Here is a 20,516-nt window from a genome sequence, read left to right on the forward strand (position 1 = left end):
AACGAAAATAGAGTAAAAATTTTAAAGTGTGGTGTACTATGGAATTAACAATATCAAGTTTAGAAAACATGAAGCTAAAAGAGCTTTATGAGCTTGCGCGCGAATTTAAAGTGACCTATTATAGCAAGTTATCGAAAAAGGAACTTATTTTTGCCATTCTAAAATCACGTGCAGAACAACAGGGATACTTTTTTATGGAAGGTGTTCTTGAAATTATCCAGTCGGAAGGATTTGGCTTTTTACGACCGATTAACTACTCGCCAAGTTCAGAAGATATTTATATTTCAGCGTCGCAAATCCGTCGTTTCGATCTTCGAAATGGGGATAAAGTATCTGGTAAGGTTCGACCTCCAAAGGAAAATGAACGTTATTACGGACTGTTACATGTAGAAGCAGTTAACGGCGAAGACCCAGAATCAGCAAAGGAACGTGTTCACTTCCCAGCACTAACTCCTCTCTATCCAAATAGACATATGAAACTCGAAACAACTCCAAAATATATTTCAACAAGAATTATGGATGTAGTTGCTCCAGTTGGTTTTGGACAAAGGGGCTTAATAGTAGCGCCTCCAAAGGCAGGGAAAACGATGCTGTTAAAGGAAATCGCCAACAGCATTACCACTAATCATCCAGAAGTGGAATTAATTGTGCTTTTAATCGATGAGCGTCCGGAGGAAGTTACCGATATCGAGCGTTCTGTTGCCGGCGATGTTGTCAGCTCCACGTTTGATGAGGTGCCAGAAAACCATATTAAAGTGGCAGAGTTGGTGCTTGACCGGGCAATGCGCCTAGTTGAGCATAAACGCGATGTGGTCATTTTGATGGACAGTATCACTCGTTTGGCTCGTGCCTATAACTTGGTCATTCCGCCAAGCGGGCGTACACTTTCTGGTGGTATTGATCCAGCAGCCTTCCACCGTCCGAAGCGTTTCTTTGGGGCAGCCCGAAACATTGAAGAAGGCGGAAGCTTAACCATCCTTGCGACGGCATTAGTCGATACAGGTTCACGGATGGATGACGTTATTTATGAAGAATTTAAAGGGACAGGAAATATGGAATTGCATCTGGATCGTCAACTTGCAGAACGCCGTATCTTCCCTGCGCTTGACATTCGCCGCTCTGGTACACGGAAAGAAGAACTCCTTCTTCCAAAAGACCATCTGGACAAGCTATGGGCCATCCGAAAATCGATGTCCGACTCACCAGACTTCGCCGAGCGCTTCCTGAAAAAATTAAAACAAACAAAATCCAACGAAGAGTTCTTCGCACAAATTGGGGAAGAACTAAAGGGAAGACGGTCATAATTTTATGATTGGAGCGGAAGGTGCGAGACTCCTGCGGGAGTACGGGGCAGGGGGAGACCCCGCAGGCGCTTAAGCGCCGAGGAGGCTCCCCGGCACGCCCGCGGAAAGCGAAGCACCTGGAGCGGAAATCTGCAGAAAATTATAACCATAAAAACCCAACTTGCCAAAATAGGTTCACCTTGTTATAATGTGAACAGTGTGTTTTTAGTATTTGGTGCTCGTCTTTAAGACAGGCATTTATATAACTCTGTTTCGAATGATTCAGGGCGGAAGGAGATGAAAAGAATGAAAGCAGGAATTCATCCAAATTATAAAATGGTACAGGTGACTTGTGCATGCGGAAACACTTTTGAAACTGGTTCAGTTAAAAAAGAAATTCGCGTTGAAACTTGTTCAGAATGTCATCCGTTCTATACTGGTCGTCAAAAATTCGCTGAAGCTGGTGGACGTGTAGACCGTTTCAATAAGAAATACGGCCTTAAAGATCTTCACGCACAACAATAATCACACAAAACAGGCAAGCAGAAACTTACTTGCCTGTTTTTTAATTGAATAAAACTTGTTGAATTTTAAAAATATAGACTTAATAGGTTTCGTACATAGGAAGGAGACGCCGATATATGTATCTAATGAAGCAACTCGGATGGGTTGAGGTTATCTGCGGCAGTATGTTTTCAGGAAAATCAGAGGAATTGATTCGTCGCGTGCGACGTGCTCAATTTGCTAAACAAAAAATAGCTGTTTTCAAACCGAAAATAGACAATCGCTATAGCGAACAATCTGTCGTTTCTCATAATGGCAACTCTTTTCATGCGAAGCCCATTTCCCATTCGATTGAGATTTTACATCATGTAGAGGCGGATATCGATATCATTGCCATTGATGAAGTACAGTTTTTTGATGAAGGGATTGTAAGGGTTGTGCAACAGCTTGCTGACAGCGGTCATCGCGTGGTAGTCGCAGGACTAGATATGGATTTCCGCGGTGAGCCTTTCGGACAAATGCCAGCATTGATGGCTGTTGCGGAAACTGTTACAAAGCTCCAAGCAGTCTGCAGCGTATGTGGATCGCCATCAAGCCGGACACAACGCTTAATCGATGGCAGACCGGCATCTTATCATGATCCCGTCATCTTAGTTGGTGCCTCGGAAGCCTACGAACCACGTTGCCGTCACCATCATGAGGTACCTAAAACAGCATCCTACCGTGTGCAAGAACCAGCGGTGAAATAAAAAAGTCGTACGAGGCTCGAATCTCGTACGGCTTTTTCTTTGGAAGAATCTAACTAGAGCGATTCTCCAGCAGCCTGGGAAAGATAGTTGTAGGAGGTGCAAGCGATGAAAAAGTTTTTATTTTTAACGTTATTATCCATTCTCATGCTAACGGCATGTATGAAAGGGAATGACACAGAAAATACCGCCTACGATTTAAAGAAAGACACAATGAATCCAAATTATATGTCCAATAATGTAAATCAAGATGTGGGGCCGATGTCGGACCAAAACCCAAATTTCCTTAATTTACGTGGAACGAGATTGAATGATGCATCAAATCGAAACAATACCGGCAGGGATATCGATATTGCCAGAGATATTGTAAACAGAACCGATGGTTTTAGATCAGAATCTATTTGGATCAACAATGCTCAGGATGGGATGACGGTTACGGTTGATACAAATGGAAAAGTTGATGATAAGGCTATCTCCCGCCTCCGCACAAAACTGCAGCAGGCTTTACCCCGCTATTCTTTTGAAATAAGACAACGTTAACATGCTCTGGCTTCAGGGCATGTTTTTTTCGATGCTATGAGATTTGTGCTGATTTTCAGGATTTACCTGCCAAATTGCTGCATCTAAAATACCGATAAAATTTTTTATCCATGAATTTGGTTTTGACGTGGATTTTCACCTATACTATAATTAGAATGTTATGGACAAAAACTAGAGGTGAATAACTGTGTTTGATCGTCTTCAATCCGTTGAAGATCGTTACGAAAGGCTAAATGAACTTTTGAGCGATCCGACCATTATTAATGATTCAAAAAAACTACGTGAATATTCAAAAGAACAATCTGATATACAAGAGACCGTGCAAACGTATCGTGAATATAAAGACGTCCGCGAACAGCTTCAGGATGCTAAGGCAATGCTTGAGGAAAAGCTCGACAACGATATGCGCGAAATGGTCAAAGAAGAAGTAAATGAGCTCGAAAAGCAAATTGAGGAACTAGAAGCAAAAATGAAGTTCCTGATGATTCCGAAGGATCCGAATGATGACAAGAACGTTATCTTTGAAATCCGCGGTGCTGCCGGTGGTGAGGAAGCGGCTCTTTTTGCGGGTACGCTTTACCGTATGTACAGCCGATATGCAGAAGCACAGGGCTGGAAAACGGAACTACTTGATGCCAACGCAACAGGTCTTGGCGGCTACAAAGAAATCAGCTTTATGATTAATGGTCAAGGTGCCTATTCCAAATTGAAATTTGAGAATGGTGCTCATCGTGTGCAGCGTGTGCCGGAAACTGAATCTGGCGGACGTATCCATACTTCGACTGCGACTGTTGTTTGCTTGCCAGAAGCGGAAGAACTAGAAGTTGAAATTCATGATAAAGATATCCGTTTTGATGCGTTTGCTTCCAGCGGCGCCGGCGGACAGTCCGTTAACACGACAATGTCAGCTGTTCGTTTAACGCATATTCCAACTGGAATCGTCGTATCGATTCAGGATGAAAAATCGCAGCACAAGAACAAGGACAAGGCGATGAAGGTATTACGTGCGCGTGTTTATGACAAGTTCCAGCAGGAAGCACAGGCTGAATATGACCAGGTGCGTAAATCTGCGGTTGGTACGGGCGACCGTTCTGAACGTATTCGTACTTACAACTTCCCGCAAAACCGTGTCACCGACCACCGTATCGGCTTGACCCTTCAGAAGTTGGATCAAATCATTGAAGGTAAGCTTGACGAAATCATCGATGCATTAACGCTAGAGGATCAGACAAGCAAGCTTGAAAGTGGTTCAGATGAGTAAAAAAGTGTATGAAGCTCTGCAATGGGCTTCTTCTTTTTTAAAAAAAGCAAATCGGGATGAAAATGCTGGTGAATTGCTGCTTCGCCATATCACGGGAATGTCACGTGCACAACTCTTTGCTAATGTTCGTGATGACCTTCCGGTGGCGCAGTGGGACGTGTTTGAAGAAGCTGTCACCCAACATGTTAAGGGAACGCCGGTTCAATATATTATCGGTTCTGAGGAGTTTTATGGCCGAACCTTTATCGTCAATGAAGAGGTGCTGATTCCGAGGCCGGAAACAGAGGAACTTGTCTACGAAACCCTGAAGCGAATCAATAAGCGGGAGCTAAAAGTGGTCGATATTGGTACCGGCAGCGGGGCAATTGCGATTAGTCTAAAGCTTGAGCAGCCTTCATTACAGATATATGCTTCTGATATTGCTGAAGAATCGTTAAAGGTTGCTAGGGAAAATGCGAGTCAGCTGGGCGCTGAGGTTGAATTTGTCCAAGGGGATTTGCTGCAGCCGTTTCGTGGGCAGAAGTTTGATGTAGTCATCTCGAATCCGCCTTATATACCTCTAAGTGATATTGAAACGATGTCTGTAGTGGTAACGGAGCATGAGCCGCATCGGGCTCTGTTTGCAGGCGAGGATGGACTGGATTTTTATCGCCGCTTTATGGCGGAGCTGCCGGAAGTGATAGCGCCGGTCGTGCTGGTTGGCTTTGAGATTGGGGCCGGTCAGGGGGAGGCGGTTGCCGACCTTTTTAAAAAGGCGTTTGTGAATGTAAAGGTGGAAATACTTAATGATATTAATGGCAAGGACCGGATGGTGTTTGCTGAAATAAAATTGTAGCAGAGTGATCTCATAAATCACTCTGCTTTTTTTATTTATAACTTTCCTTTACGTTCTTGGGCTTTTAATGCTACCTTTTCGAGTCCATCGTGTGCAAATTCTACGTCTGTTTTCGGCATGGCAGGATTATTTTTTAATTTCTTGTTCTTCTGTTTAGACATGTTTTTCACCTCCGCAATGTTAGTTTGCTTTTTTTTGAAGAAAAAATTCTACTACTAGTTTTTTTAATTTTACTAGTTTAAGATTCTTTGCATTTGTCCACAATGATGATAGTGAAGGGATGGTGCGAGAAATTATGAACAGTAAAGTATTAGTGTGGTCTTATTTAATCATTTTATCGTTGGGAACGATATTAAATTTATATATACCAAAAACGGAAGCGGTGGCGAAGGATTCGATAGTGATTCCAGCTGAGGCGATTCGACTTCGGATTCTTGCCAATAGTGACAGCCCGCAAGATCAGGAGATTAAACGGATGGTGCGTGATGAGGTTAATAAACACATCACGTTATGGGTTCAGGATTTGACGTCTTTGGAAAAAGCAAAGTCGGTGATTACTTCAAAGCTGCCAGAAGTTCAAACTATAGCTGAAAAGGTTGTAGCGGAGCAAGGTTCGACTCAAAGTGTGAATGTGGAATTTGGTAAGGTTCAGTTTCCAACGAAATTGTATGGAGAGTTTTTATATCCAGCAGGTGAATATCAGGCAATCTTGATTACCTTAGGTGAAGGAACGGGTGCTAATTGGTGGTGCGTACTTTATCCGCCATTATGTTTCCTTGATTTTTCAAATGGAGTAGCTGTTCAAAGTGAAGGTTTTGAAGATACCGCATATGCGGCAGAGAATGAAGAGGCAGTTGCGGATGTTGAGGCGACGGAACAAGAGGTAGTGGAAGAGGAAGTTACGAATTCTAGTAAGAAAAAGAATGTAGAAGAAGAAGTTACGAATTTAAGTAAGAAAAAGAAAGTAGAAGAAGTTACTGTTGAAGAAGAAGTTACTGTTGAAGAGGAAGTTGAAGTTGAAGTTGAGGTAGACGAGAAGAAGCAAGCGGAAGTTGTGCAGGAGTCAGAGAAAGAAGTAGAGAAGGAAGTAGAAAAGGAAACAGCTGCACCAGTTTACACTTCTGAGGACGAAAAGCCAGTAAAGGTAAAATTCTTTGTTGTTGAAATGTTTGAGAGTATTTTTAGATAAAAAAAAGTAGGTTATCGCTGATATAAATCTTAGGTATCAATTAGAGCCAGCTCTCAAAATGGGGCTGGTTATTTATTTTTGAAAAAATTTTACTAGATTTCGTATGTATTTAGTTCTAGTTCTTTTAATTTTTCATAGAGTAGAGTATCAAATATAAGAGGTGGTAAGGATGCAGGCACTTATACGTTGCGCGAAGAAAGAGGATTTGGGCACTTTAAGAGAGTTTCTTACTCGGGCGAACCTTGGAAGTGACGGACTTACAGAGGAAACGGTAGAGTATTTTCTTTTGCTAGAGGATGAAGATGGGTCGATTAAGGGTACACTTGGAATGGAGAACCTCAAGGATTGTGGATTGCTGCGATCGTTGGTGGTTTCACCAGGGCAAGCTGAGAAGGATATTTTCCTGTTGATAACACAAATGATGACATTAGCGAAAGAAAAAGGGATGAGCAGTTTGTTTTTGGCAACCAATAAAAGCGTGGCACTTCCGTTTTTTGAATTGCTAGGTTTTGAGAAGGTGGAGCGTGACCTATTACCTGCTGAACTTTATTCGTTAGAACACATTCGACATGTATTTAATGTGGATAACTCGTTATTTTTAAAATTTTCACTATAATTGTGGATTAATCCACAAAGTTACCCACATTTTTAAGATAGTTATGCACAAATTGTGGATAAGGGGTTGTGTTTATCCCCACCTTCTTTTATACTTTCAAAAGTAATATGAGACAAAGAGCCTAAATTCGGCAAATTTCGATATCATTTGCGCTTCTTATAAAGGTGGATAAGTATGAACACAAAGATTTGGAAAGTGGATAAATATGTGGATAACCTCGAAAATAATCCACAGGTTGTGGATGCAGCTCATTTTTTACAAGAAAATGAAGTGGTGGCACTGCCAACGGAGACCGTTTATGGTCTTGGAGGAAATGCAGAAAGTGATGAGGCTGTGGAAAAAATCTTCGCTTCGAAAGGCAGACCGAGCGATAATCCACTGATTATCCACATTGGTGATAAAAAGCAACTCAATGCATTTGTTGCGAACATCCCCGACAAAGCAGAAATTTTAATGGAGAGGTTCTGGCCAGGACCGTTGACGATTATTTTTAACAAGAAACCAGGCGTTCTTTCAGAAAAAGCAACGGCGGGTTTGAACACTGTTGCTGTAAGGATGCCGGATCATCCTGTTGCTTTGGCATTGTTGCAAGTATGTCAATTGCCGATTGCTGCTCCGAGTGCCAATAGCTCTGGAAAGCCGAGTCCTACCAATGCACAGCATGTGATTGAGGATTTAAACGGGAAAATTGCCGGTGTGCTTGACGGAGGCTCGACAGGTGTTGGGGTTGAATCGACGGTCTTAGATTGTACGGAAGAAATTCCGATTATTTTACGGCCAGGCGGGGTTACGAAGGAACAGCTGGAGGCTGTGGTCGGTGAGGTTCAACTTGATGCGGCATTGCTCGATGAAGCGTCAAAGCCGAAAGCGCCGGGGATGAAGTATCAGCACTATGCTCCGAATGCACCGCTTTATTTGGTGAACGGCAGTCAGTCCTTCTTGCAAAGTTTAATAGAAGAAAAGCAGAAGGAAGGCCTAACTGTAGGTGTGTTAGCGACAGAGGAAAGTGTTGAGTCATACAAATGTGATGTGGCGATTGCCTGTGGAAAAAGGGCTGAGCTGGAGACGGTTGCAACCGCGCTTTATGAAACATTACGGGCCTTTAATCAAGAAAAAGTGGATATCATTTTTAGCGAGATGTTCCCGAATACCGGTGTTGGCCATGCGATCATGAATCGTCTGCAAAAAGCGGCTGGCAATAAAATAATCAATGAATAAGCACCAGTTCCCTTATTGGGCCTGGTGCTTTTCTATTTGCTGCGCTGCGATTAAATCAGCCACAAGAATATACCGTTTTGGAGCATTTCCAATGAAACTAAATGGATAACAGGTGGTCACGGTCAAGGTACTTTTGGGTTTCGGTACAAGGACTGTCCGATCCCTTTGATCAACAATTCTAACTTTCCTTATTTTATACAGGTATTCACCATCGTCTGTTGTGACAATTAACTCATCGTTGATTCCTACCTCGCCAAGTCCTCGAAAAACGGTATCCCGATGCCCGGATAGTACACAATTGTTGTTTTCACCAGGAAGGACGCTGTGTGTAAAGTGTCCAACACCCTGTTTTAGTATGTCAGAATTCGTTCCTTCAAAGATAGGCAGGGAACGATTTAATTTAGGAATCGTCAGGACTCCGATTTTTTCACCGAGCACAGGTTTAATTTTGGCCTCTGTTTTGATTGTTTCGATTGATTCTTTAAAGTCACTGGGACGAATTTCTGGTTTGGTGGAAGCGGAATAACCTTTACTCAACCAGTAAAGATTATAGCCCGCAATCAGAACACCAACAAAGATCAAGACAACAGAAATTTTCTTCCTCCACATTATACATTCTCGTTTTTCCTAGAGTAACGGTAGAAAGCAAGTCCTGCAAAAATTAACAGGATACCGAGGATACTATTTAATCCAAAAGGTGAGGCTGTATCCGGTAATTTGTGTTCATGTAATTCTTTGGTCAATTCGCCGGCGATATCACCAACATCAACTAAATTTTCGCCTGTTTGCAGGAGGAATTCTGATCCAAGCATTTCTTCTGAAACTTGAAGGTCAGCTAGTAAATTTCCTTGAAAATCGGAAAGTTCAACTAAAAGGCTTTGACCATTTAACGTTTCTAATTTCATCAATTCTGCGAAACTAATCGCTGTTTTCGTTTTACCCACAAGGAAAAAGTTTGCTTTCACGTGGAAGGCATTCAACATTTCTCCCCAAATAGTGAGTAATTGGTTTTGCTGGTCTTCTGTAAGAAGAGATGGGTCTTCAATCTCCATGAAAGGTTCTAACCCAGCCATTATACGCTCCATTTCCTGTTCTAATACGAGTTCGTCAAGAGACATAAAATGCGTGAAGAGCCTATCTACCTCTTCTTCCAATAAACCAATTTGAGCAAGGAATTGTTCCGACTCTAGCATCTCCTGGTCGTGATTGATGTAAAAGTCGACGGTTACATCCAAATCCTCAATAAAATGATAGTCCTCGAGGCTTTCACCGAATTCCCCTAATAAGTTTTCGAGGCCTTCTTTTGTTAAATCATACTTTTGAAGTAGATCATTGAGGTTTTCATCGGTGATTGGGGTGCCGAGCATCGATTTTAAATCTTCAAGCGACTCAAAATCTGCTAATGTTGTTTCATAGTAAGCTAAGTAATCTTGTAATTCCTCGATTGTCCAATTCATTTCAGTTAGAAGTTGGTCAATTTCTTCCTGTGGCACAGCAGCGGATACCATAGGGGCGGATACTGTGAGCAAAAGTAAAATGGCAATAATTGAATGAACAAAAATCTTCAAGACAATTCCTCCTAAATAAATAACGTAAAAAGCCTCTCCCGATAATCGCAGGAAAATAGCAGGTCCCAAAGATATTATCTTTCATGCTGGAAATTTTATTCGGTATAGGGAGGTTTATCCATGGATATTTTTCTGTCCTTTCTTCTGACTTCTAAAAGCATTTGGACGTGCATATGTTAAATCAGGGCAAGTCCGAGGGGGTCGAGATTCGTGTATGGGATGATTGGGGAAGTGGTAACGCTGTTGTTAATGGCGTTTGCGTTAGGGATGGATGCCTTTTCCGTTGGCTTGGGGATGGGGATGTTCAAGTTACGGCTACGGCAGATTTTTAAAATTGGGATTACGATTGGATTATTCCATGTGTGGATGCCGCTGGTTGGCATGATAGCCGGGAAATATTTATCAGACAAATTTGGTTTTTTTGCATCGGTTGTCGGCGGATTGTTGCTGATTGTGCTAGGGGTGCAAATGATTTGGGCAAGCATAAGGAAGAGCGAAGAATCGGTGATGACACCGGTTGGTTTTGGATTGATCATTTTTGCTACAAGTGTGAGCCTTGACAGCTTCTCGCTCGGGCTGACGTTAGGGATTTATGGAGCAAAAACATTACTTGTGATTATATGCTTTGGCGCTGTGGCAACACTGTTAACATGGGCAGGATTGCTGCTTGGCAGGAAGGCGCAGGGCTGGATTGGCTCCTATAGTGAAGCGCTCGGCGGAAGTATCCTGCTGGCATTTGGAATTAAATTACTACTTCCCTTTTTATAAAAACCTTTCACTTTAAACGAAAGGTTTTTTTAATATAGATAGAGAAATGATAGAATAATACATAGAAAAGCGGAGGCGCCTTGCCCAGGGGCGACAGGCATAAGACGAGCCGGCGAGAAGGTCGGTCTTTACCTTCTTGAAGGATTGGCTTTGACCTGAGAGCACCTAGGCGCTGTAGCTAGACAATTCTCAAAGTCGAAAAAATTTTATTCTATTATCTTTTAATTGAAAGGGGGCAGCAGTATGCAGCGCATTTTGTTTGTTTGTACAGGTAATACGTGCAGAAGTCCAATGGCAGAAGCAATTTTAAAAAGTAAGAAGATTGACGGTTTGGAAGTGAAGTCTGCGGGAATATATGCAGCAACGGGGAGTGAAGCATCTGCTCACGCCAGGAAGGTGCTGGAGGACCATCAGATTGACCATAATCATTCCTCCAATATGCTAAACATAGATTCTGTTCGCTGGGCGGACTTAATTTTAACGATGACGATTTCACATAAAAATGCGATTCTTCAACAATACCCTGATGCAGCAGCTAAAGTTTTTACCTTAAAGGAATTTACAGGTGAGAACTATGATGTGGATGTGGTGGATCCATTTGGCGGCAATTTGGCTATCTATCAAGAAACCTATCAGGAACTAGAAAAATTAATAACGAAAGCGATTGAAAAATTGTAAGGCTCTCAGTGTTGAGGGCTTTATATTTTTAGGTCGGTATGTCAATATTAAGGAAGGATTAAAACAGGAGGTTATACATATGAAAGTAGCATTAGCGTCTGATCATGGCGGGGTTAATATTCGGAAGGAAATAGCCAATTTAATGGATGAGTTAGGGATTGAATACCAGGATTTCGGCTGTGAATGTGAAGGATCTGTCGATTATCCGGATTATGCTCTGCCGGTTGCTGAAAAGGTAGCGAGCGGTGAGTTTGACAGAGGTATTTTAATTTGTGGAACAGGGATTGGCATGAGCATTGCTGCGAACAAGGTAAAGGGAATCCGCTGTGCCCTTGTTCACGATACTTTCAGTGCAAAGGCAACACGCGCACACAATGACACCAATATCCTTACGATGGGTGAGCGTGTTATTGGTCCAGGACTTGCGCGCGATATTGCGCAAATTTGGCTGACAGAAGAATTTGAAGGCGGCCGTCATGCCACTCGTGTTGGAAAAATCAGCGAATACGAGCAGAAGTAGGTTGAGGACAATGATTCAAGAATGGGAAAAAGAACTTGAAGCGATCTTAACGGAATTTCAAAGTCAAGCCTCCTTAAAGCCTGGGCAGCTGGTTGTGGTTGGCTGCAGCACGAGTGAGGTTATCGGTGAGAGAATTGGTACATCAGGTACGATTGATGTGGCCGAAATGATTTTTCGGCAGTTAAGTCGGTTTGCGCACGGGGTCGGAGTTAGTTTGGCGTTCCAATGCTGCGAGCACTTAAACCGAGCACTTGTCATTGGGAGAGCAGAGGCTGACAAACGCGGATTGGATGAAGTTTCTGTAGTACCTGTGCGGACTGCTGGCGGGGCAATGGCTACCTATGCATTTGAAAAAATGGAGGACGCGGTCGTTGTTGAATTTTTAAAAGCAGATGCTGGAATTGATATTGGTCACACTTTTATTGGTATGCATTTGAAACATGTTGCCGTCCCGATACGAGTCACGCAGAAAAACGTCGGACATGCACATGTTACGTTGGCGAAAACACGGCCAAAATTAATTGGCGGTGTTCGAGCTGTGTATGAAAGAACGGATGGGAATTCTAGCTGTAGCTAATTATAAAGGCGAACGATTTTGATTAAAATTTTTATAATGTTCGTATATAGGGTATTTTCTTTATCCTTTTAAAAGGGTAAAATAAAAAAAATGGGGATTTTACGAATCTCCATTTCTCTTTTAGAGAGAAACGTGCTATTATATAGAGAGAATTTTCAGGAAAGTTATTTCAGGTTCATACATACAGGGGGGAATTACCATGAAGCATTTGTCTAATCAGGACAAGCAGGTATTTGAAGCGATTCAACTAGAATTAGGACGTCAGCGCGGAAAAATTGAATTAATTGCCTCAGAAAACTTTGTAAGTGAAGCGGTTATGGAAGCACAGGGATCTGTGTTAACCAACAAATATGCAGAAGGCTATCCTGGCCGTCGTTATTATGGCGGTTGTGAATATGTTGACGTGGTCGAAGATCTTGCTCGCAATCGCGCGAAGGAGATTTTTGGTGCAGAGTATGTGAACGTGCAGCCGCATTCTGGAGCACAAGCCAACATGGCCGTTTACTTTACGGTGCTTGAACAAGGCGATACGGTTCTTGGTATGAACCTTTCACATGGCGGTCACTTAACACACGGCAGCCCAGTAAACTTCAGCGGTGTTCAATACAATTTTGTTGAGTATGGTGTAGATGAAACCACTCATCGCATTAATTATGATGATGTTTTAGCAAAAGCGCGCGAACATAAGCCGAAGATGATTGTCGCAGGTGCAAGTGCGTATCCACGCGCAATCGATTTTGCGAAATTCCGTGAAATCGCGGATGAAGTGGGCGCTTATTTAATGGTGGATATGGCTCATATTGCAGGACTTGTAGCAGCTGGACTTCACCAAAATCCAGTTCCGTACGCTGATTTTGTTACAACTACTACACATAAAACCCTTCGTGGACCTCGTGGCGGAATGATTTTATGCAAAGAGGAATGGGGCAAAAAGATCGATAAATCGATTTTCCCTGGAATTCAAGGCGGTCCATTAATGCATGTTATTGCTGCAAAAGCGGTAGCGTTTGGGGAAGTCCTACAAGACAGCTTTAAGGAATATGCTGGTCAGATTATTGCCAATGCTAATCGTTTAGCTGAAGGTTTGCAAAAAGAGGGCGTTAAGCTTGTTTCTGGTGGTACAGACAACCACTTGCTGCTTTTAGATATGCAGACACTTGGCTTAACAGGTAAAGTAGCAGAAAAGGTACTTGACGAAGTTGGGATTACCGTTAACAAAAATACGATTCCATTTGATCCGCAAAGTCCGTTTGTAACAAGTGGTATCCGTATTGGTACTGCAGCGGTTACAAGCCGTGGCTTTGGCTTAGAAGACATGGATGAAATCGCATCAATTATTGCGTTTACTTTGAAAAATCACGAAGACGAAGCAAAGCTTAAGGAAGCGGCTGCTCGTGTTGATGCGTTATCTGGTAAATTCACTCTTTATCCTGAATATTAAACAACTGTGAAATCGGCTCATTCTTTGGGCCGATTTTTTTTAGATATAATTTGCTCATTAGATAGTTTTTCTGTAAAATGAGACGGAGTTAAATTTAAGAAAAGAGGCGATCATTGTGGCAAAGGTATACGTCTTCGACCATCCACTTATTCAGCACAAGCTAACATACATACGTGATAAAAATACAGGAACGAAAGAGTTCCGCGAATTGGTAGACGAAGTCGCAACACTCATGGCATTTGAAATCACCAGAGATATGTCACTTGAAGATATCGAAATTGAAACGCCAGTCTGTCCAGCCAAATCTAAGGTATTATCTGGAAAGAAAATGGGCGTTGTTCCGATTCTGCGAGCGGGAATTGGAATGGTTGATGGGATTTTAAAATTAATCCCGGCTGCCAAGGTTGGCCATGTTGGTTTATACCGCGACCCTGAAACATTAATGCCGGTGGAGTACTATATCAAGCTTCCAAGTGACGTGGAAGAGCGTGAATTCATCGTGGTAGATCCGATGCTCGCAACAGGCGGATCAGCGAATGTGGCGATTGATAGCTTGAAAAAGCGCGGCGCGAAACATATTAAATTTATGTGCTTGATTGCAGCACCAGAAGGCGTTGAGGCGGTTAAAGCAGCGCATCCAGACGTTGATATTTATATTGCGGCGTTAGATGAGAAGTTGAATGACCATGGATACATCGTTCCTGGATTAGGGGATGCTGGGGATCGGTTGTTTGGGACGAAATAGCATTGTTTTAGGCTGAGCAGATATAGTTTCTGCTCAGTTTTTTTGTTTGCAGGAGGTATCGTGCCCTTAGCCCGAGAAAATCAGAGTTAGAGGGAACAATACGGAGAGAATCGTGCCCTTAGTGTGAGAAAAATAGGGTTGGAGGGAACGATACGAAGAGAATCGTGCCCTTAGTGTGAGAAAAATAGGGTTGGAGGGAACGATACGGAGAGAATCGTGCCCTTAGTGTGAGAAAAATAGGGTTGGAGGGAACGATACGGAGAGAATCGTGCCCTTAGTGTGAGAAAAATAGGGTTGTAGGGAACGATACGAAGAGAATCGTTCCCTTAGCCCGAGAAAATCAGAGTTAGAGGGAACAATACGGAGAGAATCGTACCCTTAGTGTGAGAAAAATAGGGCTGGAGGGAACGATACGGAGAAAATCGTGCCCTTAGTGTGAGAAGAATAGGGTTGGAGGGAACGATACGAAGAGAATCGTGCCCTTAGCCCGAGAAAATCAGAGTTAAAGGGAACAATACTAAAAAAATTTCAAAAAAGATCAAGCTAGAGTCAGACACTTCAATGGCACCAAATACTTCCTCCCAAAAAACTGCATAATTTCCCCTCACGATGAAGATAGTATGAAAAAAGGGGAATTTTTTATATGAAAAAATGGACACTTTTATTTGTACTGGTTTTCTCCCTTCAAACGGCGACTTCGGCTCGTTCGCTTGAGACACCTCCGATACCAAAAGAACGAATTGCGATTGTGGTTCTTGAGAATCCGCAATCCCCTCAGGATATTCAACAATTGATTAAACCCTACAAGGACATTCATCTAAGGCATGTTTTTCAAGAAGCGATTTATGGTTTTTCTGTCGAAGGAAATCCGGAATCGATCGAGAAATTGGCGGAAGCCAGCAAACAAATTATTAGCGTTTCACCTGTGAACCAATATAAGGTGCAGGGTGAGGAAGGCGTTAAGATCATTGGCGGAGAAGAAGTGCGAGGCCTTTTTGACAAAAGTAACCGCCGGCTGACAGGGAAAGGGATTACCGTTGGAGTAATTGATACTGGTGTGGATTACACCCATCCAGACCTGAGAAGAAATTATGCGGGCGGACGTGATCTTGTCGATAATGACACCGATCCGATGGAAACGAAAACGTTGGGGAGGGCCACGGTTCACGGCACCCATGTAGCTGGAATTATTGCTGCGAATGGAAAGATAAAAGGGGTGGCACCAGAGGCAAAAATCCTCGCTTATCGGGCGCTAGGACCTGGCGGAGGTGGAACCACCGAAAATGTACTTGCAGCAATTGAGCAGGCGATAAAAGACAAAGTCGATATTATGAATCTTTCGCTTGGAAATGATATCAATGGTCCAGACCTGCCAATTTCCCTAGCATTGAATAGGGCAGTGGAGAGGGGAATCGTTGCTATCGCCGCATCAGGTAATTCGGGGCCGGATATTTGGTCAGTTGGTTCACCGGGAACAGCTTCTAAGGCAATCTCGGTTGGGGCTTCGACCCCGACGTTAGAAGTCCCGTATCTTCTAATAGAAGGAATGCGGGAAAAAATACGGATTCAACCACTGGCGGGCTCGGCAAATTGGAATCTTGATCGTTCCCTTTCGATTGTCGATGGCGGACTCGGTACGAAAGCAGACTTAAAAGATGTTATGGGAAAAATAGTCCTCTTGAAAAGGGGAAACTTAACGTTTACCGAAAAAGCGAAAAACGCGCGTGACGCAGGAGCAAAGGCAGTCATTATCTACAATAACTTGAGCGGAAGTTTCATGGGCAATCTTGAAGCACCGCTGGAGATTCCGGTCGCTTCAATCACAAAGAAAGAGGGAGAACTTTTAAAAAGTAAAGTCAATCGGCTGGCAAACATCCAAGTAACGCATGAAAAGGATTTGCTGGCAGACTTCAGTTCGAGGGGGCCGGTAACGGATACGTGGGAGGTTAAACCTGATATTGTTGCGCCCGGTGTAGCGATTAACTCGACAATTCCTGGCGGATATCTATCTCTTCAGGGGACGAGTATGGCGGCACCACATGTAGCAGGAGCGTGTGCACTGATTAAACAGGCGCATCCTGAATGGACACCGGATCAAATTAAGGCGGCATTGATGAATACCGCCAAACCGCTCGTTAAAAACGGGAAACTCTACCGGACCTATGAGCAGGGGGCAGGTAGAATTCAGGTCACAGAGGCAGTAAAAGCAACTTCGCTCGTCAGCCCAAGTTCACTGCGATTTGGTAAATACGAGAGTGAGGGCGATATTCACAAAGCTTTTCTCCATGTTGAGAACATGAGTGATAAACCTGTGCGCTATACCTTTGACATCCCTAAGCAAGCAGATGGTCTGAATTGGCGCTTCCCGCTGGCGTTTACCTTACAGCCTGGAGAATCACGAGATGCTAAACTGGAATTAGAAGTGAATCCGGTAGAATTAAAGGGAAAGATTCATGATGGATACCTTACGATAAATGCCGGTAGTAATCCGATACAGATTCCCTATATTTACGTACTTGAGGAGCCGAACTACCCAAGGGTGATGGGATTTAACTTTAAGGATGGCGACAAGCAGGGAACGTATCGTTATGAGGTCTACCTGCCGGGTGGTGCGGATGAATTTGGAATTGCACTGTTCAATCCGGATGACTTTCGATTTGTTGGATTTTTGGACAGTAATCAGAATGTAAAAAAGGGATTAATCAACAAGGTGATCACGGAAGAAAACCTTCCTCCTGCTGGTACCTATCTTGCTAAAGTGTTTGCAAAAAAGGCAGGGAAAGAAGATTTTATTGAAACGATGCTCGTGATTGGCGAGGGAGTCCGTTAGGGCAGGGTGGGTGGTGCTGGTAATATGCACCACTCGTGTCATATTTGTTCACAAAATAGTCACAATTACAGTATAAAAAATACACTGTATTACACTACAATGATAGTGTTAACTAAAACTTCCAAATGGAAGAAATTGCGCAGAATAGTTTGTGGATTAATTCACGTAAATTCATTGACATTGAAGAATCGCTATTGTATGCTAACAAAGGGTGTGAAATGAGAGGGTTTTCACGAAAATCGACAGAATCCTCAGTATTTTCGACAGTCTTCCTTTTTGTACATAACCTCGATTTTTGATTGTATTCTCTAAAGGCGAGGATGCGATAGTATGCGTAATGAAAACCGTAATCCCTTTAAAGCTTATGCTCTTATGTCTGCCATTTTAGCGTCCCTGGTGGGCTCCATTCTTATTGGACTTTTTTCAGGAAGATGGCTGGATAAGCAGTGGGGCACAGAGCCAATTTTCTTAATAATTGGATTGTTTATTGGTTTAGCAGCAGGTATTTACTCAATGCTTGTTACCATTCGCAAGTTCTATTCAGGAGATTAAATCAACCATGCCAGAATTTCAAACAATGTTTGCCCGACAGCGAAAGTGGATGTTTTTTTTATTGTCTTTTTATGTACTTGGCTGGGGGTTCACTTCGCAACAATCAATCTTTCTTGGATTGATTCTTGGGACAAGTTTGAGCCTCTTTAATTTGTGGTTGATGGCTCGAAAAATCGACAAATTTGGTCAAGCTGCAGCAGAAGGAAGACAGGTTCGTTCGCTTGGTTCTTTTTCACGAATGGCAACCGGTGCTTTGGCGATTGTCATCACAATGAGGTATCCTGAGCAATTCCATCTCATTAGTGTGGTTATAGGATTAATGACATCCTACATTGTCATTATGATAGATTTTTTTACGCACAATTTCTATTCAGATAAATAGCGGGGGAAGCGAGGTGAATACTGTTGCATCACGAAGCTCCAATAGTTACGTTTCTTGGACTCCAATTCAACCTGGCAAACATTTTGATGATCACCATAGCAAGTGCGATTGTCTTTTTGTTAGCTGTCCTATCTACTCGTAAACTGGCCATGAAACCATCTGGAATGCAGAATTTTATGGAATGGGTCATGGATTTTGTTAAAAACATCATAAACAGTACGATGGATTGGAAAGATGGCGGACGATTTCATATTCTCGGAATCACCATCATCATGTATATTTTTGTTTCGAATATGCTGGGGCTGCCATTCTCAATCGTTGTCGACGGAGTTCTTTGGTGGAAATCACCAACAGCGGATCCGGCTGTAACGTTGACGTTAGCCACATTGATAGTGGGATTATCTCACTTCTACGGCGTCAAGATGAAAGGTGCCGGAGCATATGGAAGGGAATTCTTTAAACCATTTTGGTTCATGTTCCCGATTAAAATTATTGAAGAGTTTGCAAATACTCTGACTCTCGGTCTCCGACTTTACGGAAACATTTATGCGGGGGAAATTTTATTAAGCTTACTCGCAGCTGGTTTAGCAACCGGTGTGGGCGGAACAATCGCCGCTGCACTACCGATGTTGGTATGGCAAGGCTTCTCACTCTTTGTCGGCGCCATCCAATCATTTATTTTCTGTATGTTAACAATGGTCTACTTAGCTCATAAAGTGAGCAGCGACCATTAAGATAAACCGTTCTTTTAAAAAGAACAAAAAAATAAGAATTCATTTTTTCATACATTAAAGGAGGAAATTTTCAAATGGGTCTTTTAGCAGCAGCAATCGCAATTGGTTTAGCAGCACTAGGTGCAGGTATCGGTAACGGTCTTATCGTTTCAAAAACAGTAGAAGGTATCGCTCGTCAGCCAGAAGCTCGCGGTATGCTTCAAACTACAATGTTCATCGGGGTTGCGTTAGTTGAGGCGATTCCTATCATCGCAGTTGTTATCGCGTTCATGGTTCAAGGTCAATAATCAACGCTGATATCCCGCGTTTTATGTACATGGCGAAGATCATTCGTGAGAACCTTCGCCATTCGTTTATGTTCAGTTATTAGCATAAACGATTGATTTCGACAATTATTTCGACTGATATATAGGTTGTTTTAAGGGAAAGACCTTGAAAGGAGTGAACCCGCTGGTGTTAACAAATAGTTTTGTATTAGGAGCAGCAGCAGCCCATTCAGGTGTGAACTGGGGAGATATTATCTTCCAACTTGTTATGTTTATCATCTTAATGGTATTGCTGAAAAAATTCGCTTGGGGCCCGTTAATGGGCATCATGAAACAGCGTGAAGAGCATGTTGCTGGTGAAATTTCAGCAGCAGAGCAAAGTCGCACTGAAGCAAAAAAACTAGTAGAAGAGCAGCGTTCTCTTTTAAAAGAAGCTCGTTCAGAAGCACAAGTTTTAATTGAAAATGCGAAAAAGCAAGGCGACATTCAGCGTGATGAAATCATTGCTGTGGCTCGTACTGAAGCAGAACGCATGAAAGAATCTGCGAAGCTTGAAATTGAGCAGCAGAAAGAAAAAGCGGTTGCCGCTATTCGTGAACAAGTTGCGTCCTTGTCTGTATTAATTGCTTCAAAAGTAATTGAAAAAGAATTAAATGCAGCAGACCAAGATAAACTGATTAACGAATATATTCAAGAGGCAGGAGAAAAGCGATGAGCAACTCCATGGTAGCAAAACGCTACGCGTTGGCTCTTTTTCAAATCGCAAAAGAACAGCAGCTTCTTGGAGTAATAGAAGAAGAACTTCGTGTAGTAAAGGAAGTTATGGTATACAACACTGATTTAAAAGCGGTATTAAAGTCTTCAAAACTTACATTAGATAAGAAAAAAGAGATTTTAAGAGGAGCTTTTTCAACGGTTAATCCATATGTACTGAATACACTATTGATCTTGATCGATCGCCATCGCGAAGACGAGATTATTGAAGTAGCCAACCAATTCTTTGACCTTGCAAATGAGGAAGCGGGAATTGCGGAGGCTGACGTTTACAGCACGCGTGAACTAACTGAAGCAGAACGCGACGCAATCTCTGCAACATTTGCAGCGAAGGTTGGTAAGAAATCACTTAGAATTGAAAATATCGTGGATTCCGAATTGCTTGGCGGCGTTAAGCTCCGAATCGGAAACCGTATATACGACGGGTCTTTGCGCGGAAAGCTAGACCGTTTAGAACGTAAATTGTTAAGCTAAGATTCGTAAGAATAG

At 42.6% G+C, this 20,516-nt stretch carries 25 protein-coding genes; 22 read left to right on the top strand and 3 right to left on the bottom strand.

The genetic code is table 11. The features are described from left to right. Positions 1 to 38: 38 nt before the first annotated feature. From rho to prmC, 6 genes are all read left to right on the top strand, one after another. Entirely contained in the window at positions 39 to 1,304 is a 1,266-nt protein-coding gene (gene rho, locus QUG14_RS19070; protein ID WP_179598714.1) for a transcription termination factor Rho, read from the top strand. 285 nt (positions 1,305 to 1,589) lie between these two features. Beyond that, on the top strand, positions 1,590 to 1,808 hold the full coding sequence (gene rpmE / locus QUG14_RS19075) for a 50S ribosomal protein L31 (RefSeq protein ID WP_289342023.1): 219 nt from the start codon (positions 1,590 to 1,592) through the stop codon (positions 1,806 to 1,808). Between the two features lie 116 nt (positions 1,809 to 1,924). After that, positions 1,925 to 2,536 (top strand): thymidine kinase, encoded by a 612-nt coding sequence (locus QUG14_RS19080; RefSeq protein ID WP_289342024.1) that lies wholly within the window; start codon positions 1,925 to 1,927, stop codon positions 2,534 to 2,536. A gap of 105 nt (positions 2,537 to 2,641) precedes the next feature. Further along, positions 2,642 to 3,073, top strand: a complete 432-nt coding sequence (locus QUG14_RS19085; RefSeq protein WP_289342025.1) for a hypothetical protein — start codon at positions 2,642 to 2,644, stop codon at positions 3,071 to 3,073. 187 nt (positions 3,074 to 3,260) lie between these two features. Continuing rightward, the gene (gene prfA / locus QUG14_RS19090; protein ID WP_289342026.1) at positions 3,261 to 4,334 is read left to right on the top strand and encodes a peptide chain release factor 1; all 1,074 of its coding nucleotides are present in this window, start codon (positions 3,261 to 3,263) and stop codon (positions 4,332 to 4,334) included. Then, a complete protein-coding gene (prmC, locus tag QUG14_RS19095; RefSeq protein WP_289342027.1) occupies positions 4,327 to 5,169 on the top strand; it encodes a peptide chain release factor N(5)-glutamine methyltransferase in 843 nt (280 codons plus the stop codon). The genes prfA and prmC overlap by 8 nt, the downstream gene beginning before the upstream one ends. Before the next feature lie 35 nt (positions 5,170 to 5,204). Here the strand turns inward: prmC and QUG14_RS19100 are convergent, their stop codons facing one another. Beyond that, positions 5,205 to 5,330 carry a hypothetical protein gene (locus tag QUG14_RS19100; RefSeq protein ID WP_260631436.1) on the bottom strand — a complete coding sequence of 42 codons (126 nt, stop codon included), beginning with the start codon at positions 5,328 to 5,330 and terminating at the stop codon, positions 5,205 to 5,207. Between the two features lie 134 nt (positions 5,331 to 5,464). Between QUG14_RS19100 and spoIIR the strand changes: the two genes are divergently transcribed. From spoIIR to QUG14_RS19115, 3 genes are all read left to right on the top strand, one after another. Next, positions 5,465 to 6,358 carry a stage II sporulation protein R gene (gene spoIIR / locus QUG14_RS19105; protein ID WP_289342028.1) on the top strand — a complete coding sequence of 298 codons (894 nt, stop codon included), beginning with the start codon at positions 5,465 to 5,467 and terminating at the stop codon, positions 6,356 to 6,358. 169 nt (positions 6,359 to 6,527) lie between these two features. Beyond that, the gene (locus QUG14_RS19110) at positions 6,528 to 6,974 is read left to right on the top strand and encodes a GNAT family N-acetyltransferase (RefSeq protein ID WP_289342029.1); all 447 of its coding nucleotides are present in this window, start codon (positions 6,528 to 6,530) and stop codon (positions 6,972 to 6,974) included. A 174-nt stretch (positions 6,975 to 7,148) separates the two neighbouring features. Next, on the top strand, positions 7,149 to 8,192 hold the full coding sequence (locus tag QUG14_RS19115; RefSeq protein ID WP_289342030.1) for an L-threonylcarbamoyladenylate synthase: 1,044 nt from the start codon (positions 7,149 to 7,151) through the stop codon (positions 8,190 to 8,192). 12 nt (positions 8,193 to 8,204) lie between these two features. On the opposite strand, the gene QUG14_RS19120 is transcribed toward QUG14_RS19115, so the two are convergent. Both QUG14_RS19120 and QUG14_RS19125 read right to left on the bottom strand, forming a co-directional pair. Continuing rightward, positions 8,205 to 8,801: a class D sortase gene (locus tag QUG14_RS19120; protein WP_289342031.1), complete on the bottom strand. Its 597-nt coding sequence runs from the start codon at positions 8,799 to 8,801 to the stop codon at positions 8,205 to 8,207. Beyond that, entirely contained in the window at positions 8,801 to 9,760 is a 960-nt protein-coding gene (locus tag QUG14_RS19125; protein WP_289342032.1) for a processed acidic surface protein, read from the bottom strand. The genes QUG14_RS19120 and QUG14_RS19125 overlap by 1 nt, the downstream gene beginning before the upstream one ends. 210 nt (positions 9,761 to 9,970) lie before the next feature. Here QUG14_RS19125 and QUG14_RS19130 point away from each other — a divergent pair, with 210 nt between their 5' ends. The 13 genes from QUG14_RS19130 (at position 9,971) to QUG14_RS19190 (ending at position 20,501) form a co-directional block, all read left to right on the top strand. Continuing rightward, positions 9,971 to 10,528, top strand: a complete 558-nt coding sequence (locus tag QUG14_RS19130) for a manganese efflux pump MntP (RefSeq protein ID WP_289342033.1) — start codon at positions 9,971 to 9,973, stop codon at positions 10,526 to 10,528. Positions 10,529 to 10,771: 243 nt separating this feature from the next. After that, positions 10,772 to 11,206: a low molecular weight protein arginine phosphatase gene (locus QUG14_RS19135; RefSeq protein WP_289342034.1), complete on the top strand. Its 435-nt coding sequence runs from the start codon at positions 10,772 to 10,774 to the stop codon at positions 11,204 to 11,206. A 79-nt stretch (positions 11,207 to 11,285) separates the two neighbouring features. Further along, the gene (rpiB, locus tag QUG14_RS19140) at positions 11,286 to 11,726 is read left to right on the top strand and encodes a ribose 5-phosphate isomerase B (RefSeq protein ID WP_095247534.1); all 441 of its coding nucleotides are present in this window, start codon (positions 11,286 to 11,288) and stop codon (positions 11,724 to 11,726) included. 10 nt (positions 11,727 to 11,736) lie between these two features. Next, positions 11,737 to 12,303, top strand: coding sequence for a TIGR01440 family protein (locus QUG14_RS19145; protein ID WP_289342035.1), 567 nt, complete (start codon positions 11,737 to 11,739; stop codon positions 12,301 to 12,303). Between the two features lie 199 nt (positions 12,304 to 12,502). Then, on the top strand, positions 12,503 to 13,744 hold the full coding sequence (glyA, locus tag QUG14_RS19150) for a serine hydroxymethyltransferase (protein WP_289342036.1): 1,242 nt from the start codon (positions 12,503 to 12,505) through the stop codon (positions 13,742 to 13,744). 115 nt (positions 13,745 to 13,859) lie between these two features. Continuing rightward, entirely contained in the window at positions 13,860 to 14,489 is a 630-nt protein-coding gene (upp, locus tag QUG14_RS19155; protein ID WP_289342037.1) for a uracil phosphoribosyltransferase, read from the top strand. Positions 14,490 to 15,132: 643 nt separating this feature from the next. Continuing rightward, entirely contained in the window at positions 15,133 to 17,319 is a 2,187-nt protein-coding gene (locus QUG14_RS19160; RefSeq protein WP_289342038.1) for a S8 family serine peptidase, read from the top strand. A gap of 330 nt (positions 17,320 to 17,649) precedes the next feature. After that, positions 17,650 to 17,871, top strand: coding sequence for an AtpZ/AtpI family protein (locus QUG14_RS19165; protein WP_289342039.1), 222 nt, complete (start codon positions 17,650 to 17,652; stop codon positions 17,869 to 17,871). 7 nt (positions 17,872 to 17,878) lie between these two features. Then, on the top strand, positions 17,879 to 18,253 hold the full coding sequence (locus tag QUG14_RS19170) for an ATP synthase subunit I (protein WP_289342040.1): 375 nt from the start codon (positions 17,879 to 17,881) through the stop codon (positions 18,251 to 18,253). Positions 18,254 to 18,276: 23 nt separating this feature from the next. After that, on the top strand, positions 18,277 to 18,987 hold the full coding sequence (gene atpB, locus QUG14_RS19175; RefSeq protein ID WP_289342041.1) for a F0F1 ATP synthase subunit A: 711 nt from the start codon (positions 18,277 to 18,279) through the stop codon (positions 18,985 to 18,987). A gap of 74 nt (positions 18,988 to 19,061) precedes the next feature. Continuing rightward, on the top strand, positions 19,062 to 19,274 hold the full coding sequence (gene atpE / locus QUG14_RS19180) for a F0F1 ATP synthase subunit C (RefSeq protein WP_053368380.1): 213 nt from the start codon (positions 19,062 to 19,064) through the stop codon (positions 19,272 to 19,274). A 166-nt stretch (positions 19,275 to 19,440) separates the two neighbouring features. Beyond that, a complete protein-coding gene (locus QUG14_RS19185) occupies positions 19,441 to 19,968 on the top strand; it encodes a F0F1 ATP synthase subunit B (RefSeq protein ID WP_289342042.1) in 528 nt (175 codons plus the stop codon). Continuing rightward, positions 19,965 to 20,501 (top strand): F0F1 ATP synthase subunit delta, encoded by a 537-nt coding sequence (locus QUG14_RS19190; protein ID WP_289342043.1) that lies wholly within the window; start codon positions 19,965 to 19,967, stop codon positions 20,499 to 20,501. Before QUG14_RS19185 ends, QUG14_RS19190 begins: the two co-directional genes overlap by 4 nt. The last annotated feature ends 15 nt before the right edge of the window (positions 20,502 to 20,516 follow it).

This window comes from Neobacillus sp. CF12 (genome assembly GCF_030348765.1).
Classification (GTDB): Bacteria; Bacillota; Bacilli; order Bacillales; family Cytobacillaceae; genus Neobacillus.

What these genes read in the sequence shown, in the direction of transcription:
- rho (WP_179598714.1), top strand. Translation starts at nt 39, where the DNA reads ATGGAATTAACAATATCAAGTTTAGAAAACATGAAGCTAAAAGAGCTT.
- rpmE (WP_289342023.1), top strand. Translation starts at nt 1,590, where the DNA reads ATGAAAGCAGGAATTCATCCAAATTATAAAATGGTACAGGTGACTTGT.
- QUG14_RS19080 (WP_289342024.1), top strand. Translation starts at nt 1,925, where the DNA reads ATGTATCTAATGAAGCAACTCGGATGGGTTGAGGTTATCTGCGGCAGT.
- QUG14_RS19085 (WP_289342025.1), top strand. Translation starts at nt 2,642, where the DNA reads ATGAAAAAGTTTTTATTTTTAACGTTATTATCCATTCTCATGCTAACG.
- prmC (WP_289342027.1), top strand. Translation starts at nt 4,327, where the DNA reads ATGAGTAAAAAAGTGTATGAAGCTCTGCAATGGGCTTCTTCTTTTTTA.
- QUG14_RS19100 (WP_260631436.1), bottom strand. Translation starts at nt 5,330, where the DNA reads ATGTCTAAACAGAAGAACAAGAAATTAAAAAATAATCCTGCCATGCCG.
- spoIIR (WP_289342028.1), top strand. Translation starts at nt 5,465, where the DNA reads ATGAACAGTAAAGTATTAGTGTGGTCTTATTTAATCATTTTATCGTTG.
- QUG14_RS19110 (WP_289342029.1), top strand. Translation starts at nt 6,528, where the DNA reads ATGCAGGCACTTATACGTTGCGCGAAGAAAGAGGATTTGGGCACTTTA.
- QUG14_RS19115 (WP_289342030.1), top strand. Translation starts at nt 7,149, where the DNA reads ATGAACACAAAGATTTGGAAAGTGGATAAATATGTGGATAACCTCGAA.
- QUG14_RS19120 (WP_289342031.1), bottom strand. Translation starts at nt 8,801, where the DNA reads ATGTGGAGGAAGAAAATTTCTGTTGTCTTGATCTTTGTTGGTGTTCTG.
- QUG14_RS19135 (WP_289342034.1), top strand. Translation starts at nt 10,772, where the DNA reads ATGCAGCGCATTTTGTTTGTTTGTACAGGTAATACGTGCAGAAGTCCA.
- rpiB (WP_095247534.1), top strand. Translation starts at nt 11,286, where the DNA reads ATGAAAGTAGCATTAGCGTCTGATCATGGCGGGGTTAATATTCGGAAG.
- QUG14_RS19145 (WP_289342035.1), top strand. Translation starts at nt 11,737, where the DNA reads ATGATTCAAGAATGGGAAAAAGAACTTGAAGCGATCTTAACGGAATTT.
- glyA (WP_289342036.1), top strand. Translation starts at nt 12,503, where the DNA reads ATGAAGCATTTGTCTAATCAGGACAAGCAGGTATTTGAAGCGATTCAA.
- QUG14_RS19160 (WP_289342038.1), top strand. Translation starts at nt 15,133, where the DNA reads ATGAAAAAATGGACACTTTTATTTGTACTGGTTTTCTCCCTTCAAACG.
- QUG14_RS19165 (WP_289342039.1), top strand. Translation starts at nt 17,650, where the DNA reads ATGCGTAATGAAAACCGTAATCCCTTTAAAGCTTATGCTCTTATGTCT.
- QUG14_RS19170 (WP_289342040.1), top strand. Translation starts at nt 17,879, where the DNA reads ATGCCAGAATTTCAAACAATGTTTGCCCGACAGCGAAAGTGGATGTTT.
- atpE (WP_053368380.1), top strand. Translation starts at nt 19,062, where the DNA reads ATGGGTCTTTTAGCAGCAGCAATCGCAATTGGTTTAGCAGCACTAGGT.
- QUG14_RS19190 (WP_289342043.1), top strand. Translation starts at nt 19,965, where the DNA reads ATGAGCAACTCCATGGTAGCAAAACGCTACGCGTTGGCTCTTTTTCAA.